The organism is Kitasatospora sp. NPDC058965, assembly GCF_042741245.1.
In the GTDB taxonomy this organism is placed as follows: Bacteria; Actinomycetota; Actinomycetes; order Streptomycetales; family Streptomycetaceae; genus Kitasatospora.
Genome location: NZ_JBHYKG010000208.1, coordinates 1 through 15009, shown reverse-complemented (window position 1 = coordinate 15009; position 15009 = coordinate 1). Strand labels below are relative to the sequence as shown.

General features: G+C 73.8%; 12 protein-coding genes. 8 read left to right on the top strand and 4 right to left on the bottom strand.

What is annotated here, in order from left to right:
- Positions 1-85: 85 nt before the first annotated feature.
- Positions 86-940: a hypothetical protein gene (locus ACFW1A_RS27930; RefSeq protein WP_380413300.1), complete on the bottom strand. Its 855-nt coding sequence runs from the start codon at positions 938-940 to the stop codon at positions 86-88.
- Positions 941-1559: 619 nt separating this feature from the next.
- Between ACFW1A_RS27930 and ACFW1A_RS27925 the strand changes: the two genes are divergently transcribed.
- The 4 genes from ACFW1A_RS27925 to ACFW1A_RS27910 all read left to right on the top strand — a co-directional run bounded on the left by ACFW1A_RS27925 (position 1560) and on the right by ACFW1A_RS27910 (position 9130).
- Positions 1560-2270: a hypothetical protein gene (locus ACFW1A_RS27925; protein ID WP_380413298.1), complete on the top strand. Its 711-nt coding sequence runs from the start codon at positions 1560-1562 to the stop codon at positions 2268-2270.
- A gap of 234 nt (positions 2271-2504) precedes the next feature.
- Positions 2505-7055, top strand: coding sequence for an aminotransferase class I/II-fold pyridoxal phosphate-dependent enzyme (locus ACFW1A_RS27920; RefSeq protein WP_380413302.1), 4551 nt, complete (start codon positions 2505-2507; stop codon positions 7053-7055).
- 6 nt (positions 7056-7061) lie between these two features.
- Positions 7062-8384: an MFS transporter gene (locus tag ACFW1A_RS27915; RefSeq protein WP_380413296.1), complete on the top strand. Its 1323-nt coding sequence runs from the start codon at positions 7062-7064 to the stop codon at positions 8382-8384.
- Entirely contained in the window at positions 8381-9130 is a 750-nt protein-coding gene (locus tag ACFW1A_RS27910; protein WP_380413294.1) for a class I SAM-dependent methyltransferase, read from the top strand. Before ACFW1A_RS27915 ends, ACFW1A_RS27910 begins: the two co-directional genes overlap by 4 nt.
- Before the next feature lie 10 nt (positions 9131-9140).
- On the opposite strand, the gene ACFW1A_RS27905 is transcribed toward ACFW1A_RS27910, so the two are convergent.
- Entirely contained in the window at positions 9141-9389 is a 249-nt protein-coding gene (locus ACFW1A_RS27905; protein WP_380413292.1) for a hypothetical protein, read from the bottom strand.
- Complete coding sequence (locus ACFW1A_RS27900; RefSeq protein WP_380413290.1) at positions 9386-9712, bottom strand: hypothetical protein; 327 nt, start codon at positions 9710-9712, stop codon at positions 9386-9388. The genes ACFW1A_RS27905 and ACFW1A_RS27900 overlap by 4 nt, the downstream gene beginning before the upstream one ends.
- Before the next feature lie 202 nt (positions 9713-9914).
- Here ACFW1A_RS27900 and ACFW1A_RS27895 point away from each other — a divergent pair, with 202 nt between their 5' ends.
- From ACFW1A_RS27895 to ACFW1A_RS27885, 3 genes are all read left to right on the top strand, one after another.
- Positions 9915-11774 (top strand): APC family permease, encoded by a 1860-nt coding sequence (locus ACFW1A_RS27895; protein WP_380413288.1) that lies wholly within the window; start codon positions 9915-9917, stop codon positions 11772-11774.
- 338 nt (positions 11775-12112) lie between these two features.
- A complete protein-coding gene (locus ACFW1A_RS27890; protein ID WP_380413286.1) occupies positions 12113-12679 on the top strand; it encodes an SMI1/KNR4 family protein in 567 nt (188 codons plus the stop codon).
- Between the two features lie 129 nt (positions 12680-12808).
- On the top strand, positions 12809-13375 hold the full coding sequence (locus tag ACFW1A_RS27885; protein WP_380413284.1) for a hypothetical protein: 567 nt from the start codon (positions 12809-12811) through the stop codon (positions 13373-13375).
- Positions 13376-13437: 62 nt separating this feature from the next.
- Here ACFW1A_RS27885 and ACFW1A_RS27880 read toward each other — a convergent pair whose 3' ends face one another.
- A complete protein-coding gene (locus ACFW1A_RS27880; RefSeq protein ID WP_380413282.1) occupies positions 13438-13842 on the bottom strand; it encodes a DUF3592 domain-containing protein in 405 nt (134 codons plus the stop codon).
- A gap of 217 nt (positions 13843-14059) precedes the next feature.
- Between ACFW1A_RS27880 and ACFW1A_RS27875 the strand changes: the two genes are divergently transcribed.
- On the top strand, positions 14060-14617 hold the full coding sequence (locus ACFW1A_RS27875) for a universal stress protein (RefSeq protein ID WP_380413280.1): 558 nt from the start codon (positions 14060-14062) through the stop codon (positions 14615-14617).
- Positions 14618-15009: the final 392 nt, after the last annotated feature.

The following is a 15009-nucleotide window of genomic DNA, read 5'->3' as shown; positions in this document are numbered from 1 at the left end:
CCGGTGCGCCCCGCGGGCACGGGCGGCGCGGCGCCCCCGTGGCACCACAGGTCGGCCGGGGCGAGCCGCGGCCGGCCGCCGGTGCCTACGGCTGGGTCCCGGCCGTCAGCTCGACGCGCGTGTTGTCGTTCTCGCGGATCACGTACAGGGAGTCGGTCGCCCGCTGCCAGCCGACCGGGAGCAGGTAGTAGCGGCCGCCTCGCTCGATCAGTAGGCGCAGTCCGGTGTACCGGTAGCGGAACGGGAAGCGTTCGCCCAGGTCCTCGGCCAGCAGCCCGCGGCCCAGCAGGCTGAGCGGCCGGGTGCTGTAGAGCACCACCCCGGGCTGGCGGACGACCTGGCCGGCGACGTACTCGGCGTCCTGCTTGCCGAGGTGCGCCGAGTAGAGGACGGCCGCCCAGGCGAGCAGGACACCGGCAGCGAAGACCGGCACCGCCCGCTCGCGCAGTCCGGTCGGGCGGTGGCCGTGGTACGCGGCGCGGGCCTGGCCGAGGAGCAGTCCGGCGGCGAGGGTGACCGGAGCGATCCACCCGTGCGGTTGGATCTGCTGCCAGAACAGGAGCAGGACGAGCCCGGCCGCCAGCACGAGCAGGTAGCACCGGGCGACCGTCGTGACCGTCGTCCGGACAGCCGTCGCCACCCGGTCGGGGACGGGGAGCACGGCCAACAGGCGGCGCCAGTTCGCCGTCATCAGGACGAGCACCAGGGCCGCGACGACCGGGACGGTCACCAGGTGCAGGCTCTGCAGGACGAAGTCCGGGAAGCCGAGGGCGAGTCCGGGCACGGGGACGCGGAAGTAGGAGTAGTAGGCGTTGGTGTACACGGCCCCGGCGTAGAACATCAGCGCGGCAAGGAACCCCGCCTGCGCGGCCACCGCCCGGAAGAGGGCGCCCGGGCCGGCTGCCTGGGCGGCGCTGCTGTCCGGGCCGAGCGGATGCACTCAGCTGCCGCTCGGGGACCCGGCAGCACCGCCGGGGACAGTGGTGCACGCCGACGTCGGCGACGGAGACCCGCTGGTACGGCATTCGACCGGGTAGGAGGGCGATGCGCTCGGGAGCAGGGGCATGGTGGGTTTCGCCCCGGTGTCGGTGGACGGTTGCGGAGCGGGCGTGATGCTGTCGCCGCCCTGCGGCACCGAGCTGGCCGTCCGGTCGGGCGGCCGAGGTGCCGGAGAGCTGGTCCCACAACCGACCAGGAGCACGGAGCCGACGGCCAGAGCCCCGACGGCGCGGACCGTGTGTCCGACTGTGCCCATCATTGGCCCCATCCTCCGGCCCCATTCCCGCTCCGACCTCCTCGGACCTTACGGCTGCCCCGGCCGGCAGCCGGCCAGGCGAGGCCCGGACCCTCGGAGGTCCGCTCGGACGGGCGAACCGAGTAGCTGACGGGGCGTCACCATGGGCGGGTGCAGCGGGTGCAGCGGGTGCAGCGGTTCTCTCGCGGGGGCATCGGTACGACTTTCCACTCCTCAGGGTGGTCCCGGCGTATCGCTGCCCGCGGACCTTGATCGGCGCGCCTATAAAGGGCCCGTCATGTTGATCAACTGATGGGCTCTCACCATGCTGAAGGCTGCTCTGCGGGTACTCGCCGCGGTCTCCCTCGCCTCCGCCGTCTCGACCGTCACCGTCGCCCCGGCTGCCGCCTCCCCGGCGGTGCCGGCCGCGCGGGCCGCGGCCGACGACGACCTGACGACCCCGTGCGGGCCGGTCGTCGACTACCGCGCCTCGGACTGGTGGCGCACGACGACCGAACCGCAGATCGCCCAGACGGTCGCGACCAAGGCGACGGACGAGCGCTGGCGGTGGCGCAACGACGTCAACACGCTCTGGCGCGGCGACACCCGGGAGAACGTGGAGGACATCTTCCGCACCGGCTTCACCCCCCGCGGCGACCAGATGATCCCCCTCGACCAGTACATCGTCAAGGGCGGCGGGCAGAACAGCGCCCACCTGAGCACCAGTTGCGCGATGTGGGTGGCGCAGAAGTTCGCCACCTACGGCGCCGAGAAGACGGGCTGGGTCTACGAGATCTACGCGCCCGGCGGCATCGACGTCAACGCCACCGCCCGCCTGAACGGTTACCAGTCGCCGTACCTGTGGAACAAGGAGATCGACTTCCCCGGCGGGGTCGAGGGCCAGTACATCAAGGGCGCCTGCAAGTACCACCTGACGTCCACCGATCCGGACACGAAGGTCAGCACCTTCGAGAACCTCGGCTGCAAGTCCAACGCCGACTTCGCGCCCTACCGGACCGACGCGGCCGCCCGCTGACCGACCCGCGCGCCGAGCGCGCAGCGGTGCACCGGGCACCACCTCCTGAAGGGCCGTCGGACCGTCGTCCGGCGGCCGCCCGGCGATCGGGGGCCGCCCGTCGGTGCCCAGTGCGCGGCCGCCAGCCTGACGGCGCCGTCCCGCCACGGCGCGACGCAGCTTGATCCAGGGGGTGTACTGGATTCAGGGGGGTGGACCATCCGTTGGTCACGGAGGGCGGTTCCCTTGACACGCGTGCGGCGCCTGATGAGCGTGTTCGTCGTCTGGTGGGCGGCGTTCACCGCCTGCTACCTGCTCAGGCCCGGTTGGCACACCGTGACCTGGGCGGCGATCGGGCTCGCGAGCAGCGCCGCCATCCTCATCGGCGTGCGCCTGCACCGGCCCTCGCGCCGGTTACCGTGGGTACTGCTCGCCATCGCCAACTTCGCGTTCACCATCGGCGACACGACGTACAACGTGATCAAGGCGGTGACCGGCGAGCCGAACCCGTTCCCCTCCCTCGCGGACGTCTTCTACCTGGTGACCTACCCGCTCTTCGCGGCCGGACTGGTGGTCTTCATCCGCTGCCGGTCGGTGGAGCGCGACTGGGGCGCGCTGCTGGACGCGCTGACCCTGACCAGCGGGATGGCGCTGCTCGCCTGGATCTACCTGATCGAGCCGAACACCTCCCAGGACGGTGCCACCTGGATCCAGAAGGCGATCTCCATCGCCTACCCGCTGGGCGACGTGCTGATGCTGGCCATGCTGGCCCGGCTGATCGCCATCGGCCACGTGCGGAGCCCCTCGGTCAAGCTGCTCACGGTGGGCACCCTCGGCATCCTCGTCTCCGACGTGCTGTACGGGCTGGGGCAGATCAACAACACCTGGCAGGTCGGCACGCCGCAGGACCTGGGCTGGGTGGTCTTCTACGCGGCCTGGGGCCTGTCCGCCCTGCACCCGACCATGGTGGGGCTCACCGAACCGGTGCCGCCGCGCCGCGGCGGCATCCCCGGCCGCCGGGTCGCCGTCCTCGCCCTCGCCTCGCTGATCGCCCCCGGCGTGCTGCTCTACCAGGCGCTGCAGGGGGACGTGACCGACGGCGGGGTGATCGCGGTCTTCTCGACCGTGCTGTTCCTGCTGGTGCTGGCCCGGCTGGCCACCCTGGTCGGCATCCACCGGCGCGCGGTCACCCGCGAGCGGGCGCTGCGCACCTCGGCGGCGTCACTGGTCGCGGCCGTGCGGGTCGAGGAGATCGCCCGGACCGTGCGCACCACGGTGACCAGCCTGTTCACCGCGGGGGAGCGGCACGAGGCGGTGCTGGCCCTGGGCGACCGCCGGGCGCTGCGCCCGGTCGCCGTCCGTGGGGCCGGGCCGATCGGCTCGGCGGCCGAACTCGGCGGCGACTGGCTGCGCTCGCTGGCGCCGGACGGCAGCCGGCTGGCGCGCACGGCGGAGCTGGGGATCGCCGAGCCCCGGGCCGGCCGGCCGGGCCCCGAGCAGGTCCTGCTCTGCCCGCTCGTGCTCAAGGACCTGCCGCCCGACGAGGCACTGATCGGCGTCCTGCTGGTCGCCGGCCGCCGGCGCAGCCTGGTCGAGCTGCGGGAGGTGCTGGAGGGCCTGGCCGCCCAGGCGGCCCTCACGGTCTCCCGGGTCTCGCTGGTGGAGGAGATCACCCGCCGCGACAGCGAGGCCTACTTCCGCACCCTCGTCCACAACGCGTCCGACGTGATCCTGATCCTCGACGACGACGACACGATCCGGTACGCCAGCCCCTCGGCGGCGGCCGTGTTCGGCGCCGGGGCGCTGGACGGGAAGCCCGCACTGCCCGAGGTGGTCCACCCGGCCGACTCGCGGCAGGCGGCCCGGGCGCTGGCCGCGATGCGCCGCAACGGCCGGGGGCAGGAGGCGGAGGCGGAGAACTGGCGCCTGGTGCACACCGACGGGCGGACGCTGGAGCTCGAGGTCAGGTGCAGCAACCTGCGCCAGGACCCGAGCGTGCACGGGCTGGTGCTGACCCTGCGCGACATGACCGAGCAGCGCCAGCTGGAGCGCGAACTCACCCACCGCGCCTTCCACGACGCGTTGACCGGCCTGCCCAACCGGCTGCTCCTGCTGCACCGGGTCGAGGAGGCCCTGGCCGAGCGCGCGGGCGACGCCGACGGGGTGGTCTGCGTCTTCTTCATCGACCTGGACGACTTCAAGGTCGTCAACGACACCATGGGCCACACCAAGGGCGACGAACTGCTGAGCAGGGTGGCCCGTCGACTGTCCCGGATGCTGCCGAGCGGCGACACCCTGGCGCGGATCGGCGGCGACGAGTTCGTCGTGCTCTCCGAGCACCTCTCGGGGATGGACGAGGCACAGGCCCGGGCCGAGGAGCTGGTCCGCGCGTTCAGCCGCCCCTTCGTCCTGGACGGCGAGCCGGTCAGCGTGTCGGCCAGCGTGGGCATCGGCAGCGGGCTGGACAGCTCCGACGGGGAGGAGCTGATCGGCCACGCCGACCTCGCCCTGTACCGGGCGAAGGCCGCCGGCAAGCATGCCTGGCGCCGCTACCAGCCCTGGCTGCAGACCGCCATGATCGAGCGTCACGAACTGCGGATGAGCCTGGACGAGGCGATCGCCAACGAGGCGTTCACGCTGCTCTACCAGCCGATCGTGGACCTGGCGACCGGCCGGATCACCGGGGCGGAGGCGCTGGCCAGGTGGCCGCACGCCCGGCAGGGCTTGGTGCTGCCCGAGCGGTTCATCGCGCTGGCCGAGGAGACCGGCCACATCAAGCCGCTGGGCGCCTGGGTGCTGCGCCAGGCCGCCGAGGACGCGGCCCGCTGGCAGCGCGGCCAGTGGTCCGACGTCCCGATGGCCGTCAACGTGAACGTCTCCGCGCGCCAGTTCCGGGACCCCGCGTTCGTCGACGAGGTCAGCCGGGTCCTGGACGAGTCCGGCCTGCGCCCCGGCTCGCTGGTGCTGGAACTGACCGAGAGCGTCCTGATGCGCCGCAACGAGCAGGCCAGGGCCGACATGCGCAGGCTCAAGGACCTCGGCGTCCGGGTCGCCATCGACGACTTCGGGACCGGGTTCTCCTCGCTCGGCTACCTGCGCGACTTCCCGATCGACGTGCTGAAGGTCGACAAGTCGTTCATCGACGGCATCGCGGTCGACGCGCAGCAGGTCGCGCTGGTCGAGGGCATCGTGGGGATCGCCCGGACGCTGGGCCTGCTGGTGATCGCCGAGGGCATCGAGGACGTCCGCCAGCAGGACCTGCTGGCCCGGATGGGCTGCCAGTACGGGCAGGGGTTCCTGTTCTCCAAGCCGGTCACGGCGGAGGCCTGCGCGAACCTGGTGCGCGACCCCGACGTCTCCGAGCACCGGCTGGTCGGCGCCCGGGCCGCATCCGCCGGCAGCGCCGGACCCGCCGGCCGGGCCGCACCTGCCCGTGGCGCCGGATCCGACGCCACGGCCGCCGGCCGGACCGCCGGCTCGGCCCCGCACCCATCCGCAGCTTCTCGGGGACCAGCAACGCCGACGCAGCCCGCGCCCGCGGGAGAGGAGGCCGACATGGCCGACGTGTCCCACGCCCGCAGCACCGTGCGACGAGATCCCCGCTGGGGCGACCTCGAACGGCTGCGGCAGGCCAACCCGATGTCCGACGCGGTGATCGACGAGATCCGCGGCCGTCGGATCCGCTGCGGCGACCACTGGCTCGCGGACTTCGCCTCCTGCAACTACCTCGGCTTCGACCTCGAACCCGAGATCATGGACTCGATCGAGCCCCAGGTCCGCCGCTGGGGCACCCACCCGAGCTGGTCGCGCCTGCTCGGCAGCCCCAGCCTCTACCCGCAGATCGAGGAGCGGCTCACCGCGCTGCTGGGCGCACCGGACTCGCTGGTCCTGCCGACCATCACCCTGATCCACGCCTCGGTCATCCCGGTGCTGGCCGGCACCGGCCGGATCCTGGTCGACAAGGAGGCCCACCGCACCGTGTACGACGGCTGCATGGTCGCGCGCAGCCAGGGCGCCTCGGTGAGCCGCTGCCGGACCAGCGACCTGGAGGAGGTGGAGCGGCAGTTGCGGGCCACCCCGCCCACCCAGTCCCGGATGGTCTGCATCGACGGCGTCAACAGCATGACCGGCAACCTCGCCGACCTGCCCCTGCTGGCCGAGGTCTGCCGCCGCCACGGCGCGCTGCTCTACGTCGACGACGCCCACGGCTTCGGCGTGATCGGCGAGGCGGACCCGGCCGGCCGCAGCCCGTACGGCCTGCGCGGCAACAGCATCGTGCGCCACCTCGGCGAGAGCTACGACGACATCGTGCTGGTCGGCGGCTTCTCCAAGGCGTACTCCTCGCTGCTGGCCTTCCTCGCCCTGCCCACCTGGCTGAAGGAGCACCTCAAGGTCGCCGCCGCCCCGTACCTGTACTCCGGCCCGTCGCCGACCGCCTCGCTGGCCACCGTGCTCAGCGGCATGGAGGTCAACGACCGGCGCGGCGACGCCATCCGCGCCGACCTGGCCCGCAAGACCGCCCGCGTGCTCAGCCACCTGGCCGGGCTCGGCGTGCACACCCCGAACACCAGCGGGCTGCCCATCGTCGAGGTCCCGCTGGCGCGCTCGACCGACCTGGACGCGGTGGGCCGCTTCCTGTGGGAGAGCGGCATCTACGTCACCCTGGCCGCCTATCCGCTCGTCCCGCGCGACCGGGTGGGCTTCCGGATCCAGGTGACCGCTGCCAACACCGACGAGGAGATCACCACGCTGACCGAGGTGCTGACCACGCTGTCCGCGCGGTTCCAGCTGCGGCCGGAGATGTGACCGGGCATGACCACACCCGGCGGCACGGAGCAGGCGCGCTCGGGCGGTCCCGCACGGGCCGCCGGTCCGCGGCTGCTGGCACCCCTGCGGTACCGCGACTTCCGCATCCTGTGGCTGGGGATGAGCTGCTCGCTGCTCGGCGATGGCGTGCTGCTGGTGGCACTGGCCTGGCAGGTCTACTCGCTCACCGGCTCGCCCGGCGGCATGGCCGCCGTCAGTGTCGCATTGGCCGTGCCGCAGGTCCTGCTGCTGCTGCTCGGCGGTGTCGTCAGCGACCGCGCCGACCGGCGGTTGATCATGCTGGTCAGCGAACTGGTCCGGGGCGCCTGCCTGGTCGTGATGGCTGCGCTGGCCTTCGCCGGAGCCGTCCGGCTGGGGCACCTGATCGTGCTCGCGGCGGTGTACGGCAGTGCCTCGGGCTTCTTCCCGCCCGCCTACGAGTCGACCCTGCCGAACCTGGTCCCCGCCCGGGAGCTGGTCGCCACCAACGCCCTGGACCAGTTGGTCCGGCCGGCGGCCGTGCAACTCGGCGGCACCCTGCTGGGCGGCGTCCTGGTGGCCGCGGGCGGCGCCGGCACGGCGTTCGCCTTCGACGCGTTCACCTTCGCCGTCTCGGCCGGCTGCCTGCTGGCCCTGCACCCGCTGCCGCCCCGGCAGGAGACGGGCCCGGCGGGCCGGGAGCGGCCCTCGCGCTGGGCCGACCTGCGGGTGGGCGCCGATTTCGTGCGCCGCAACGCCTGGCTCTGGGCCACCCTCGTCGCGTCCGCCCTCGCCTACCTGCTCTTCCTCGGCCCCACCGAGGTGCTGCTGCCGTACGTGGTGAAGCAACTGCTGCACGGGTCGGCCACCGACTACGCGCTCGTGCTGGCCAGCGGCGGGGTGAGCGCCGTGCTGGCCGCCGTGCTGGTGGGTCGACGCGGCCTGCCGCGGCGCTTCGTCACCTTCATGTACTGCACCTGGACCCTCGCCACCCTCGCGGTCGCCGGCTACGGCCTGGCCACCCGCATCTGGCAGCTGGCCGTGGCGAGCGCCATGGTCAACGGCCTCGAGACCGGCGGGCTGGTGGCCTGGGCCACCATGAAGCAGCGGCTGGTGCCCGGTGCCCTGCTGGGCCGGGTGTCCAGCGTCGACTGGTTCGTGACGATCTCGCTGATCCCGGTCTCCTACGCACTGACCGCGCCGGTCGCGGCGGCGATCGGCCCGCGCACCACCCTGATCGGCGCGGGTGTGATCGGCGCCGCCGCCACCCTGGTCTTCCTGTACGTACCGGGCGTGCGGGACGCCGAACGGGTGCCGGCCGGCGGCCCGAAGGCCCGGGCCGCCGGATGAACACCGGCGTGCGCCGCCCGCGGCGCAACCGCGACGCGGACTGGGACCGCTGGCCGGTGCAGGCCTACCTGGCGGAGAACTACCGCGAGCTGCACCCCGCGGACGCCGCCGTCATCCGCCACCACAGCGCCGCGTACCGCGCGTTGGCGGCGGGCAGCGTCGACCGCTCGCTGGAGGTGGGGAGCGGCCCGAACCTGTACCCGCTGCTGCTGGCCGGTGCCGCGAGCCGGCGGATCGACGCCGTCGAGACGAGCGCGTCCGGCATCGCCTACCTGCGCGACCAGCTCGCCCGCGGCCCGGACGAGAGTTGGCGGGCCTTCTACGACCTGTGCCGCACGCTGAACCCGGACCTGCCGCCGACCCCCGCCGAGGCGCTGGCCGGGGTCCGGGTGGTGCACGCCGACCTGCGGGACCTGCCGGCGGGCCGCTACGGCCTGGCCTCGATGAGCTTCGTGGCCGAGAGCGTCACCGAGGCGTTCGACGAGTTCGCCGACATCTGCCGTCGGTTCGCGGCCTCGGTCCGGCCCGGCGGGCTGCTGCTCGCCGCGTTCATGGAGAACATGCCCAGCTACCGACTGGGCGAGGGCCCCGAGTGGCCCGGCTGCCCGGTCGACCGGGCCGCCGTGCGCGAGGTGTTCGCACCCCTCACCGACGGCCTGCGGATCACCCGCATCGACAGCGACCCGACGCTGCCCGACTACGGCGACAGCGGCATGCTGCTGCTGCGCGCCGAGCGGCGCGGCTGAGCACGCACGCTCAGCCGTCGTAGGGGCCGTCGGCGTCGGGGACGTCCTTCAGCGCCCGGGTCTCCTCGCGGACCAGCTCGGTGATCCAGTCCGCGAGGTTCGCCGGTAGCTGCACCGTGCGCAGGTCGTGCGGGGTACCGACGGTCACCCGGACCTCGGCCCGCGCGCCGGGCCCCGCGGCCAGGTCGGCGAAGCCCTGCAGCGCATCGGCGAGGTCGGCGGCGGCACCGGTGCTGTCCCCGTTCACCAGGTCGTTCACCAGGTCGCCCGGTCCGGTGCGGCGGCCGGTGCCGGGACCTGGCGGACGGTGTCCGGACTGCAGAGGTACCAGCCCCGGTCCAGCGGGCGTGGGCCCCAGCGCACCAGGGCCACCCAGCGCACGGACCCCTGGTGCAGGCGCCACCGCTGCACCTGGCCCGCCCGCCACTCACCGCCGAGCCGGATCTCGACCCACCGCCACCGGGGTTCCGCGTCCCAGCTGCGACCCGGCCCGCTCAGCAGCTCGGCCGGGGCCGCCACGGCGTCCCCGGCGCGGGACGGGGAGCAGGGGTGGGGAGGGCGGAAGAACGCGAGGGTGGTCACGAGTTCAGTGTAATCGAATACGTGTTCGCATTTGCGGGAGATCGACACCGCCCGGGCCGTTGCCGTGCGGTGGCCCCGACGGGCGTCAAGATCTCGTCAGCGTCGCGGTCGGGCGCGTCAGCGTTCCGTATGTCCGGCAGAGTGTCCGTCCGACGGTCCCTCAGGATCGGAGCGCACCCGAGGCACGGAGAACTGGACGAGCATGGCGAACGTCGGCAGGCAGCAGAGCGCGGCGGTGGCGGCCGCGGCGGAAGAACCCCCGCATACCGGCGGGCCCGAGGAGCGGCACCGGTTGACGGCGCTGGGCGGGCTCGCCGCGCTGTCGTTGGACGCGATGGCATCGGTGGCGTACGGCCCCGAGTCGATCGTGCTGGTGCTGGCCGCCGCCGGCTCCTACGGGCTCGGGTTCACCGTGCCGGTGACGGTGGCGATCGCGGTCCTGCTGGCGGTGCTCACCGCCTCGTACCGGCAGGTGATCGCGGCCTTCCCGGACGGCGGCGGCTCGTACGCGGTCGCCAAGGCCCACCTGGGGCGGCGGACCGCGCTGACGGCTGCGGCCTCGCTGGTGATCGACTACGTGCTGAACGTCGCCGTGTCGGTCACCGCCGGCGTGGCGGCCCTCACCTCCGCCTTTCCCGGCCTGTACGCCGACCGGGTCTGGCTCTGCCTCGGCGTGCTGGCACTGGTGACCGCGGTGAACCTGCGCGGCATCGCCGAATCGGCGCGGTGGTTCATGGCTCCCACGGCCGTGTTCGTGCTGTCGATCCTGGCGATCGTCGTGGTCGGCCTCTGCCGCGACGCCCCCGCCTCCACCCAGGCCGCCGCCGGCCACGCCTCCGCCCTGGCGGGCAACGCCACGACCGTCGGCGCGCTCCTGCTGCTCAAGGCGTTCGCCTCCGGCTGCTCGGCGTTGACCGGCGTGGAGGCGATCGCCAACGCGGTGCCGTCCTTCCGCACGCCCGGCGTCCGGCGGGCGCAGCGCACCGAGGTCGCCCTGGGCGGACTGCTCGGCGTGATGCTGATCGGGCTGGCGGTGCTGATCGGCCGCTTCCACCTCCGGCCGGTCGAGGGGGTGACGGTGCTGGCGCAGTTGGCGGACGCCTCGCTCGGCCACGGATTCGGCTTCTACGTGGTGCAGTGCGCCACCGTGGTCCTGCTGGCGCTGGCGGCCAACACCTCCTTCGGCGGCCTGCCGGTACTGATGCACCTGCTGGCCCGGGACCACCACCTGCCGCACGTGTTCGCGCTGCGGGCGGACCGCCAGGTGCACCGGCACGGCGTGCTCTTCCTCGCGGTGGTCTCGGCCGGGCTGCTGGTGGCGTCCGGCGGGGACGTGAACAGCCTGGTCCCGCTGTTCGCGATCGGCGTCTTCGTCGGCTTCACCATCTGCCAGGTCGGCATGGTCCGGCACTGGCGGCAGGAGCGCGGACCGCGGTGGCGGGGCAAGGCCCTGCTCAACGGCTTCGGCGCCCTGCTCACCGGCACCGCCACCCTGGTGGTGACCGGCACCAAGTTCACCGAGGGCGCCTGGGCCGTCTGCCTGGCGCTGCCGCTGCTGGTGCTCCTGTTCGAGCGGATCCGCCGCGCCTACGGCCGGATCGGCGAGCGTCTGGAACTCGGCCGGATCCCCGGCCCGCTCACCCCGCAGCGCTCGCTGGTCGTCGTCCCCGTGCACGCCCTCACCAAGCTCACCCGCGAGGCCCTCTCCGCCGCCCTGTCCCTCGGCGACGAGGTGCAGGCGGTGACCGTCGTGCACACCAGCCCGGACGCCGAGGACCGCTCGACCGCCGAGGCCCTGCGCCGCGACTGGGAACTCTGGTCCCCGGGCGTGGCCCTGGTCGAGGTCCCGGACGCCCACCGCCGGCTCGGCCGACCCATCGCCGCCCACGTCAACGAGCTCGCCGCAGCACGCGCCTACGACCGGATCACCGTCCTGATCCCCGAGACCGAGCCGCGCCGGATCTGGCAGCGGGCGCTGCAGAACCAGCGCGGCGCCGTCATCGACCGCGCCGTGCGCCGGCACACGGACGCGGTCGTCTGCCGACTGCGGCTGCGCACCTGAGACGCCGGCCGGTGGAGCGTGAGGAGCGCGTCGTAGCGGCGCAGCGCGTCCGCGGGGTCGGCCGGTTCGGGGTCCGGCAGTCAGCGATGCGTCAGGAGGAGCGCCGACGGCGTCAAGGGATCGTCAGGGAACGGCGGGAGACCGCCCGTCGCCCGTAGTGTCGTCGCTGGAGCCGCCCCGCCCCGCGGTCCGCGGGGCAGGGTGGAGCCGCGCCGACGGTCTCGGCCAGGCCCGGGGGAGCACTCCCGGGTCCGACACCGGCGGCCAGGTGATGGGTACGGGCGCGCCGTCGGAAGCCGGCGCGCCCCGTCGTCGTGCTCTCGGGCGGTGAGGGACGGGTGGGTACCGTGGTGGAGCGGCTCGGCGAGATCCTGGGCGGACCGGACCGCAGGCCCGTGCCGGTGCCGTGGGACCGGTGCGCGTCCGGTCCGGACGGGCTGCGCTTCCCGGCGGACTACCGGTGGCTGGTGGACACCTACGGGTCGATCAGCATCAGGTCCGACCTGCGGATCTGGAGCCCGCGGCTGGACAACGGGGGCTTCGAGGCCTTCCTCGCCTACACGGAGGACGCGTCCGGCCAGGCCGGTCCGGTCCACGGGACGTCGCGCTCCGCGCCGACCGCCGCCCGGCTGCCGTTCGACCTGTTCCCGGCTCCCGGCGGCTTGCTGGCCTGGGGCGGCGACGTCCGGGGCAACTACCTGTTCTGGCTCACCGCCGACCCGGATCCGGACCGCTGGCCGGTGGTCGTCTGGATCCAGGACCTCGGGCACTGGGACCTCTTCCCCGGCAGCGCGGCGGACTTCCTCGTCGCGCTGCTGGGCGGCGAGTACCACCTGGGCCGTGAGCTGCTGGGCGACCAGGCCCGCCTCTGGGCGTTCGAGGCCGACTGGAGCGGCCTCAAGTGAGCGACGGGGTGCTGCGAGTGGCCGGTCGAGCCGCCTGACGCAGGCCGCGCGTCAGGAATGCGCTAAGGATCGACCGCACGGTGTCGGGGACAGGGACAGCAGCGTCCGGGCGCACCTACCGTCGGCCCCATGGGAGGTTGGCGATTCGCACGGTCCGCCGTGGCGCACGGGAGCGGGCCGGGAGACTCCGGCCGGGCGGTGGCGGTCGTCGCCGACCGGCACTGGAGCGGGGCGGCCCGGTCGGCGGCGGTCGGCGCGGTGCTGCTGCCGGCTGCGGCGCTCCTGCTGGACTGGGGCAGCGGCGAGTTGACCCTGTTGCGGGCTGCGGTCTGGTTGCTGTTGGGCGGCGCGGTGTACGCGGTCGCCCGGCCGGCCCGCGTCGTGGTCGGCGAGGGACGGCTCGAGGTGCGCGGACTCGTGGGGCGGCGCGTGGTGCACACCGACGCCCTGGTGACCGCCCGGGTGTCCGGCAGCATCGCCGTCCACCTGATCCTGCACGACGTCCACGGCCACTGGGCGGAGGTGGACCTCCGCGTCCTCGCCGCCAACCCGCTGCTCTGGCACCGGCTGGAGTCGGACGCCCGCCGTGCGCAGGAGCGGGGCACGCTGCGCAGCGGCGCGGACGTGCTGGCGGAGCTGGGTGCCCGGCTCTCCGGCGAGCAGGCCCGGGCGGTCTTCAGGTCGTCCGGACTGTGACGCCGCCCACGGGGGCGGTGGCGGGTCGCCGGCGCTGCGAGGCCTGACGGCTGCGGCCGCTCCTACGCCCCGACGGCGATCACCACGACCGCGCCCAGCACGGCGGCCGCGCCCAGCAGGACGAAGGCGTACTCCAGGTGGCGCCGCTCCCGCCCGACCAGCAGCACCCGGCCCGGATCGGCCGGGTCGTAGCGCAGCCGGACCCGGCTGCCCTGCTCCAGCGGCAGCGCGCGGCTGGACGGAACCGGGGAGAACACCTCGACCACCTGCATGCCGCGGGTGGTGAACTCCAGGAGTGGTGGCGACACCGCCGAACCGTCCTCCCGACCGGGCGCCCGGTACCGCACCAGCGCCAGTGCGCTGACGCCGACCCGGTGGAGCCGGCGGATCTCACCGAGCCCGGCGACGCCGGCCAGGCAGGCGACCAGCCCACCGAAGGCCAGGAACAGCGCCATCCCGACAGCCATCGCCGCTCAGCCTCCCGTCGTCGACCGGTCTCCAGTCTCCCCCGTTGTCCGCCTCACGGACAGGGGCCCTGAGCTCTTGCGGAAGCGTTTCCCCGGCCGGCGTCAAAAGCCTGTTCGAAACGCCCTGGCCGCCGTCAGAGCTCCGTCAACACCGGTAGCGCCGACCGCGGACAGGGGTTGGGTGGAGGGGCTGGTGAGGACTCGAGGACGGACGGGGATGGACGAGGGCACGAGTGACGCGGTGCGGGAACGGCGGATCGTGGTCGGGGTGAGCGGTTCGCTGGGCAGCATCGCGGCGCTGCACCGGGCGGTCGCCCTGGCCCGCGAGACGGACAGCGAGGTGCAGGCAGTGCTGGCCTGGGAGCCGGTCGGAGGGGAGTACGCCTACCGCCGCGCGCCCTGCCCGCCGCTGCTCGAGTCGTGGCGCGCCGCCGCCGTTGCCCGCTTGGGCACGGCGCTCGACGAGGCGTTCGGCCACGCCCCCGCTCCGGTGCCGTTGCGCGGCCTGGCTGTCCGCGGCGACGCCGCAGAGGTCCTCCTGGGGCACGCCTGCCGGGGAGACGACCTCCTGGTGGTCGGCGCGGGCGCCACGAGTTGGCTGGGCCGCGGTCTGCGCCACTCGGTGGCCACCCACTGCGCCAGGCAGGCCCGTTGCCCGGTCCTCGTGGTGCCCGCACCCGAGTTGCTGGGCGATCTGCGGGCGATGCGCCGTCGCCGGCTGTGGCACCTGCCGCCGGCGGCGCCACCCGCGTGGGTCCGGTCGGGCCGGAGCTGACGGGCCCCGGCGGCCGATCCTGCCGTTCCGTGGCTCGGAACTGATCGATCTCCTGGCGGTTCGGTTCCGGTTCTGAGCAGGCCGTCAGGGTTTCATCAGAGCGGGTGGGCCGTGCTTGTCCCGTTGCCGCCAACGGGTTTGAATGAGTGTCATGAACCGTCCGGCACGCCACCACGACCGTCCGCCGCATCCGCGGCCGACACGTGCTGCCGCCGCGGTCACCAGCGTTCTGCGGTAACGGCGCAGCCTCCCCGCAGCGACGACGCCGAGCGCTCGGCGCAGGCGGGGGACAGCAGTGGCCCGCCTGCGCCATATCGCCACCCGGTCCGGGCGCCAGGACCCGGGCCTTAGAATTAACCATACGCACCCCCGGCCCCCCGGTGCGACGCGGC

Excerpts from the sequence above, each read along its gene's own strand:
- ACFW1A_RS27925 (WP_380413298.1), top strand. The coding sequence starts at position 1,560 with ATGCTGAAGGCTGCTCTGCGGGTACTCGCCGCGGTCTCCCTCGCCTCC.
- ACFW1A_RS27915 (WP_380413296.1), top strand. The coding sequence starts at position 7,062 with ATGACCACACCCGGCGGCACGGAGCAGGCGCGCTCGGGCGGTCCCGCA.
- ACFW1A_RS27910 (WP_380413294.1), top strand. The coding sequence starts at position 8,381 with ATGAACACCGGCGTGCGCCGCCCGCGGCGCAACCGCGACGCGGACTGG.
- ACFW1A_RS27895 (WP_380413288.1), top strand. The coding sequence starts at position 9,915 with ATGGCGAACGTCGGCAGGCAGCAGAGCGCGGCGGTGGCGGCCGCGGCG.
- ACFW1A_RS27885 (WP_380413284.1), top strand. The coding sequence starts at position 12,809 with ATGGGAGGTTGGCGATTCGCACGGTCCGCCGTGGCGCACGGGAGCGGG.
- ACFW1A_RS27880 (WP_380413282.1), bottom strand. The coding sequence starts at position 13,842 with ATGGCTGTCGGGATGGCGCTGTTCCTGGCCTTCGGTGGGCTGGTCGCC.
- ACFW1A_RS27875 (WP_380413280.1), top strand. The coding sequence starts at position 14,060 with ATGGACGAGGGCACGAGTGACGCGGTGCGGGAACGGCGGATCGTGGTC.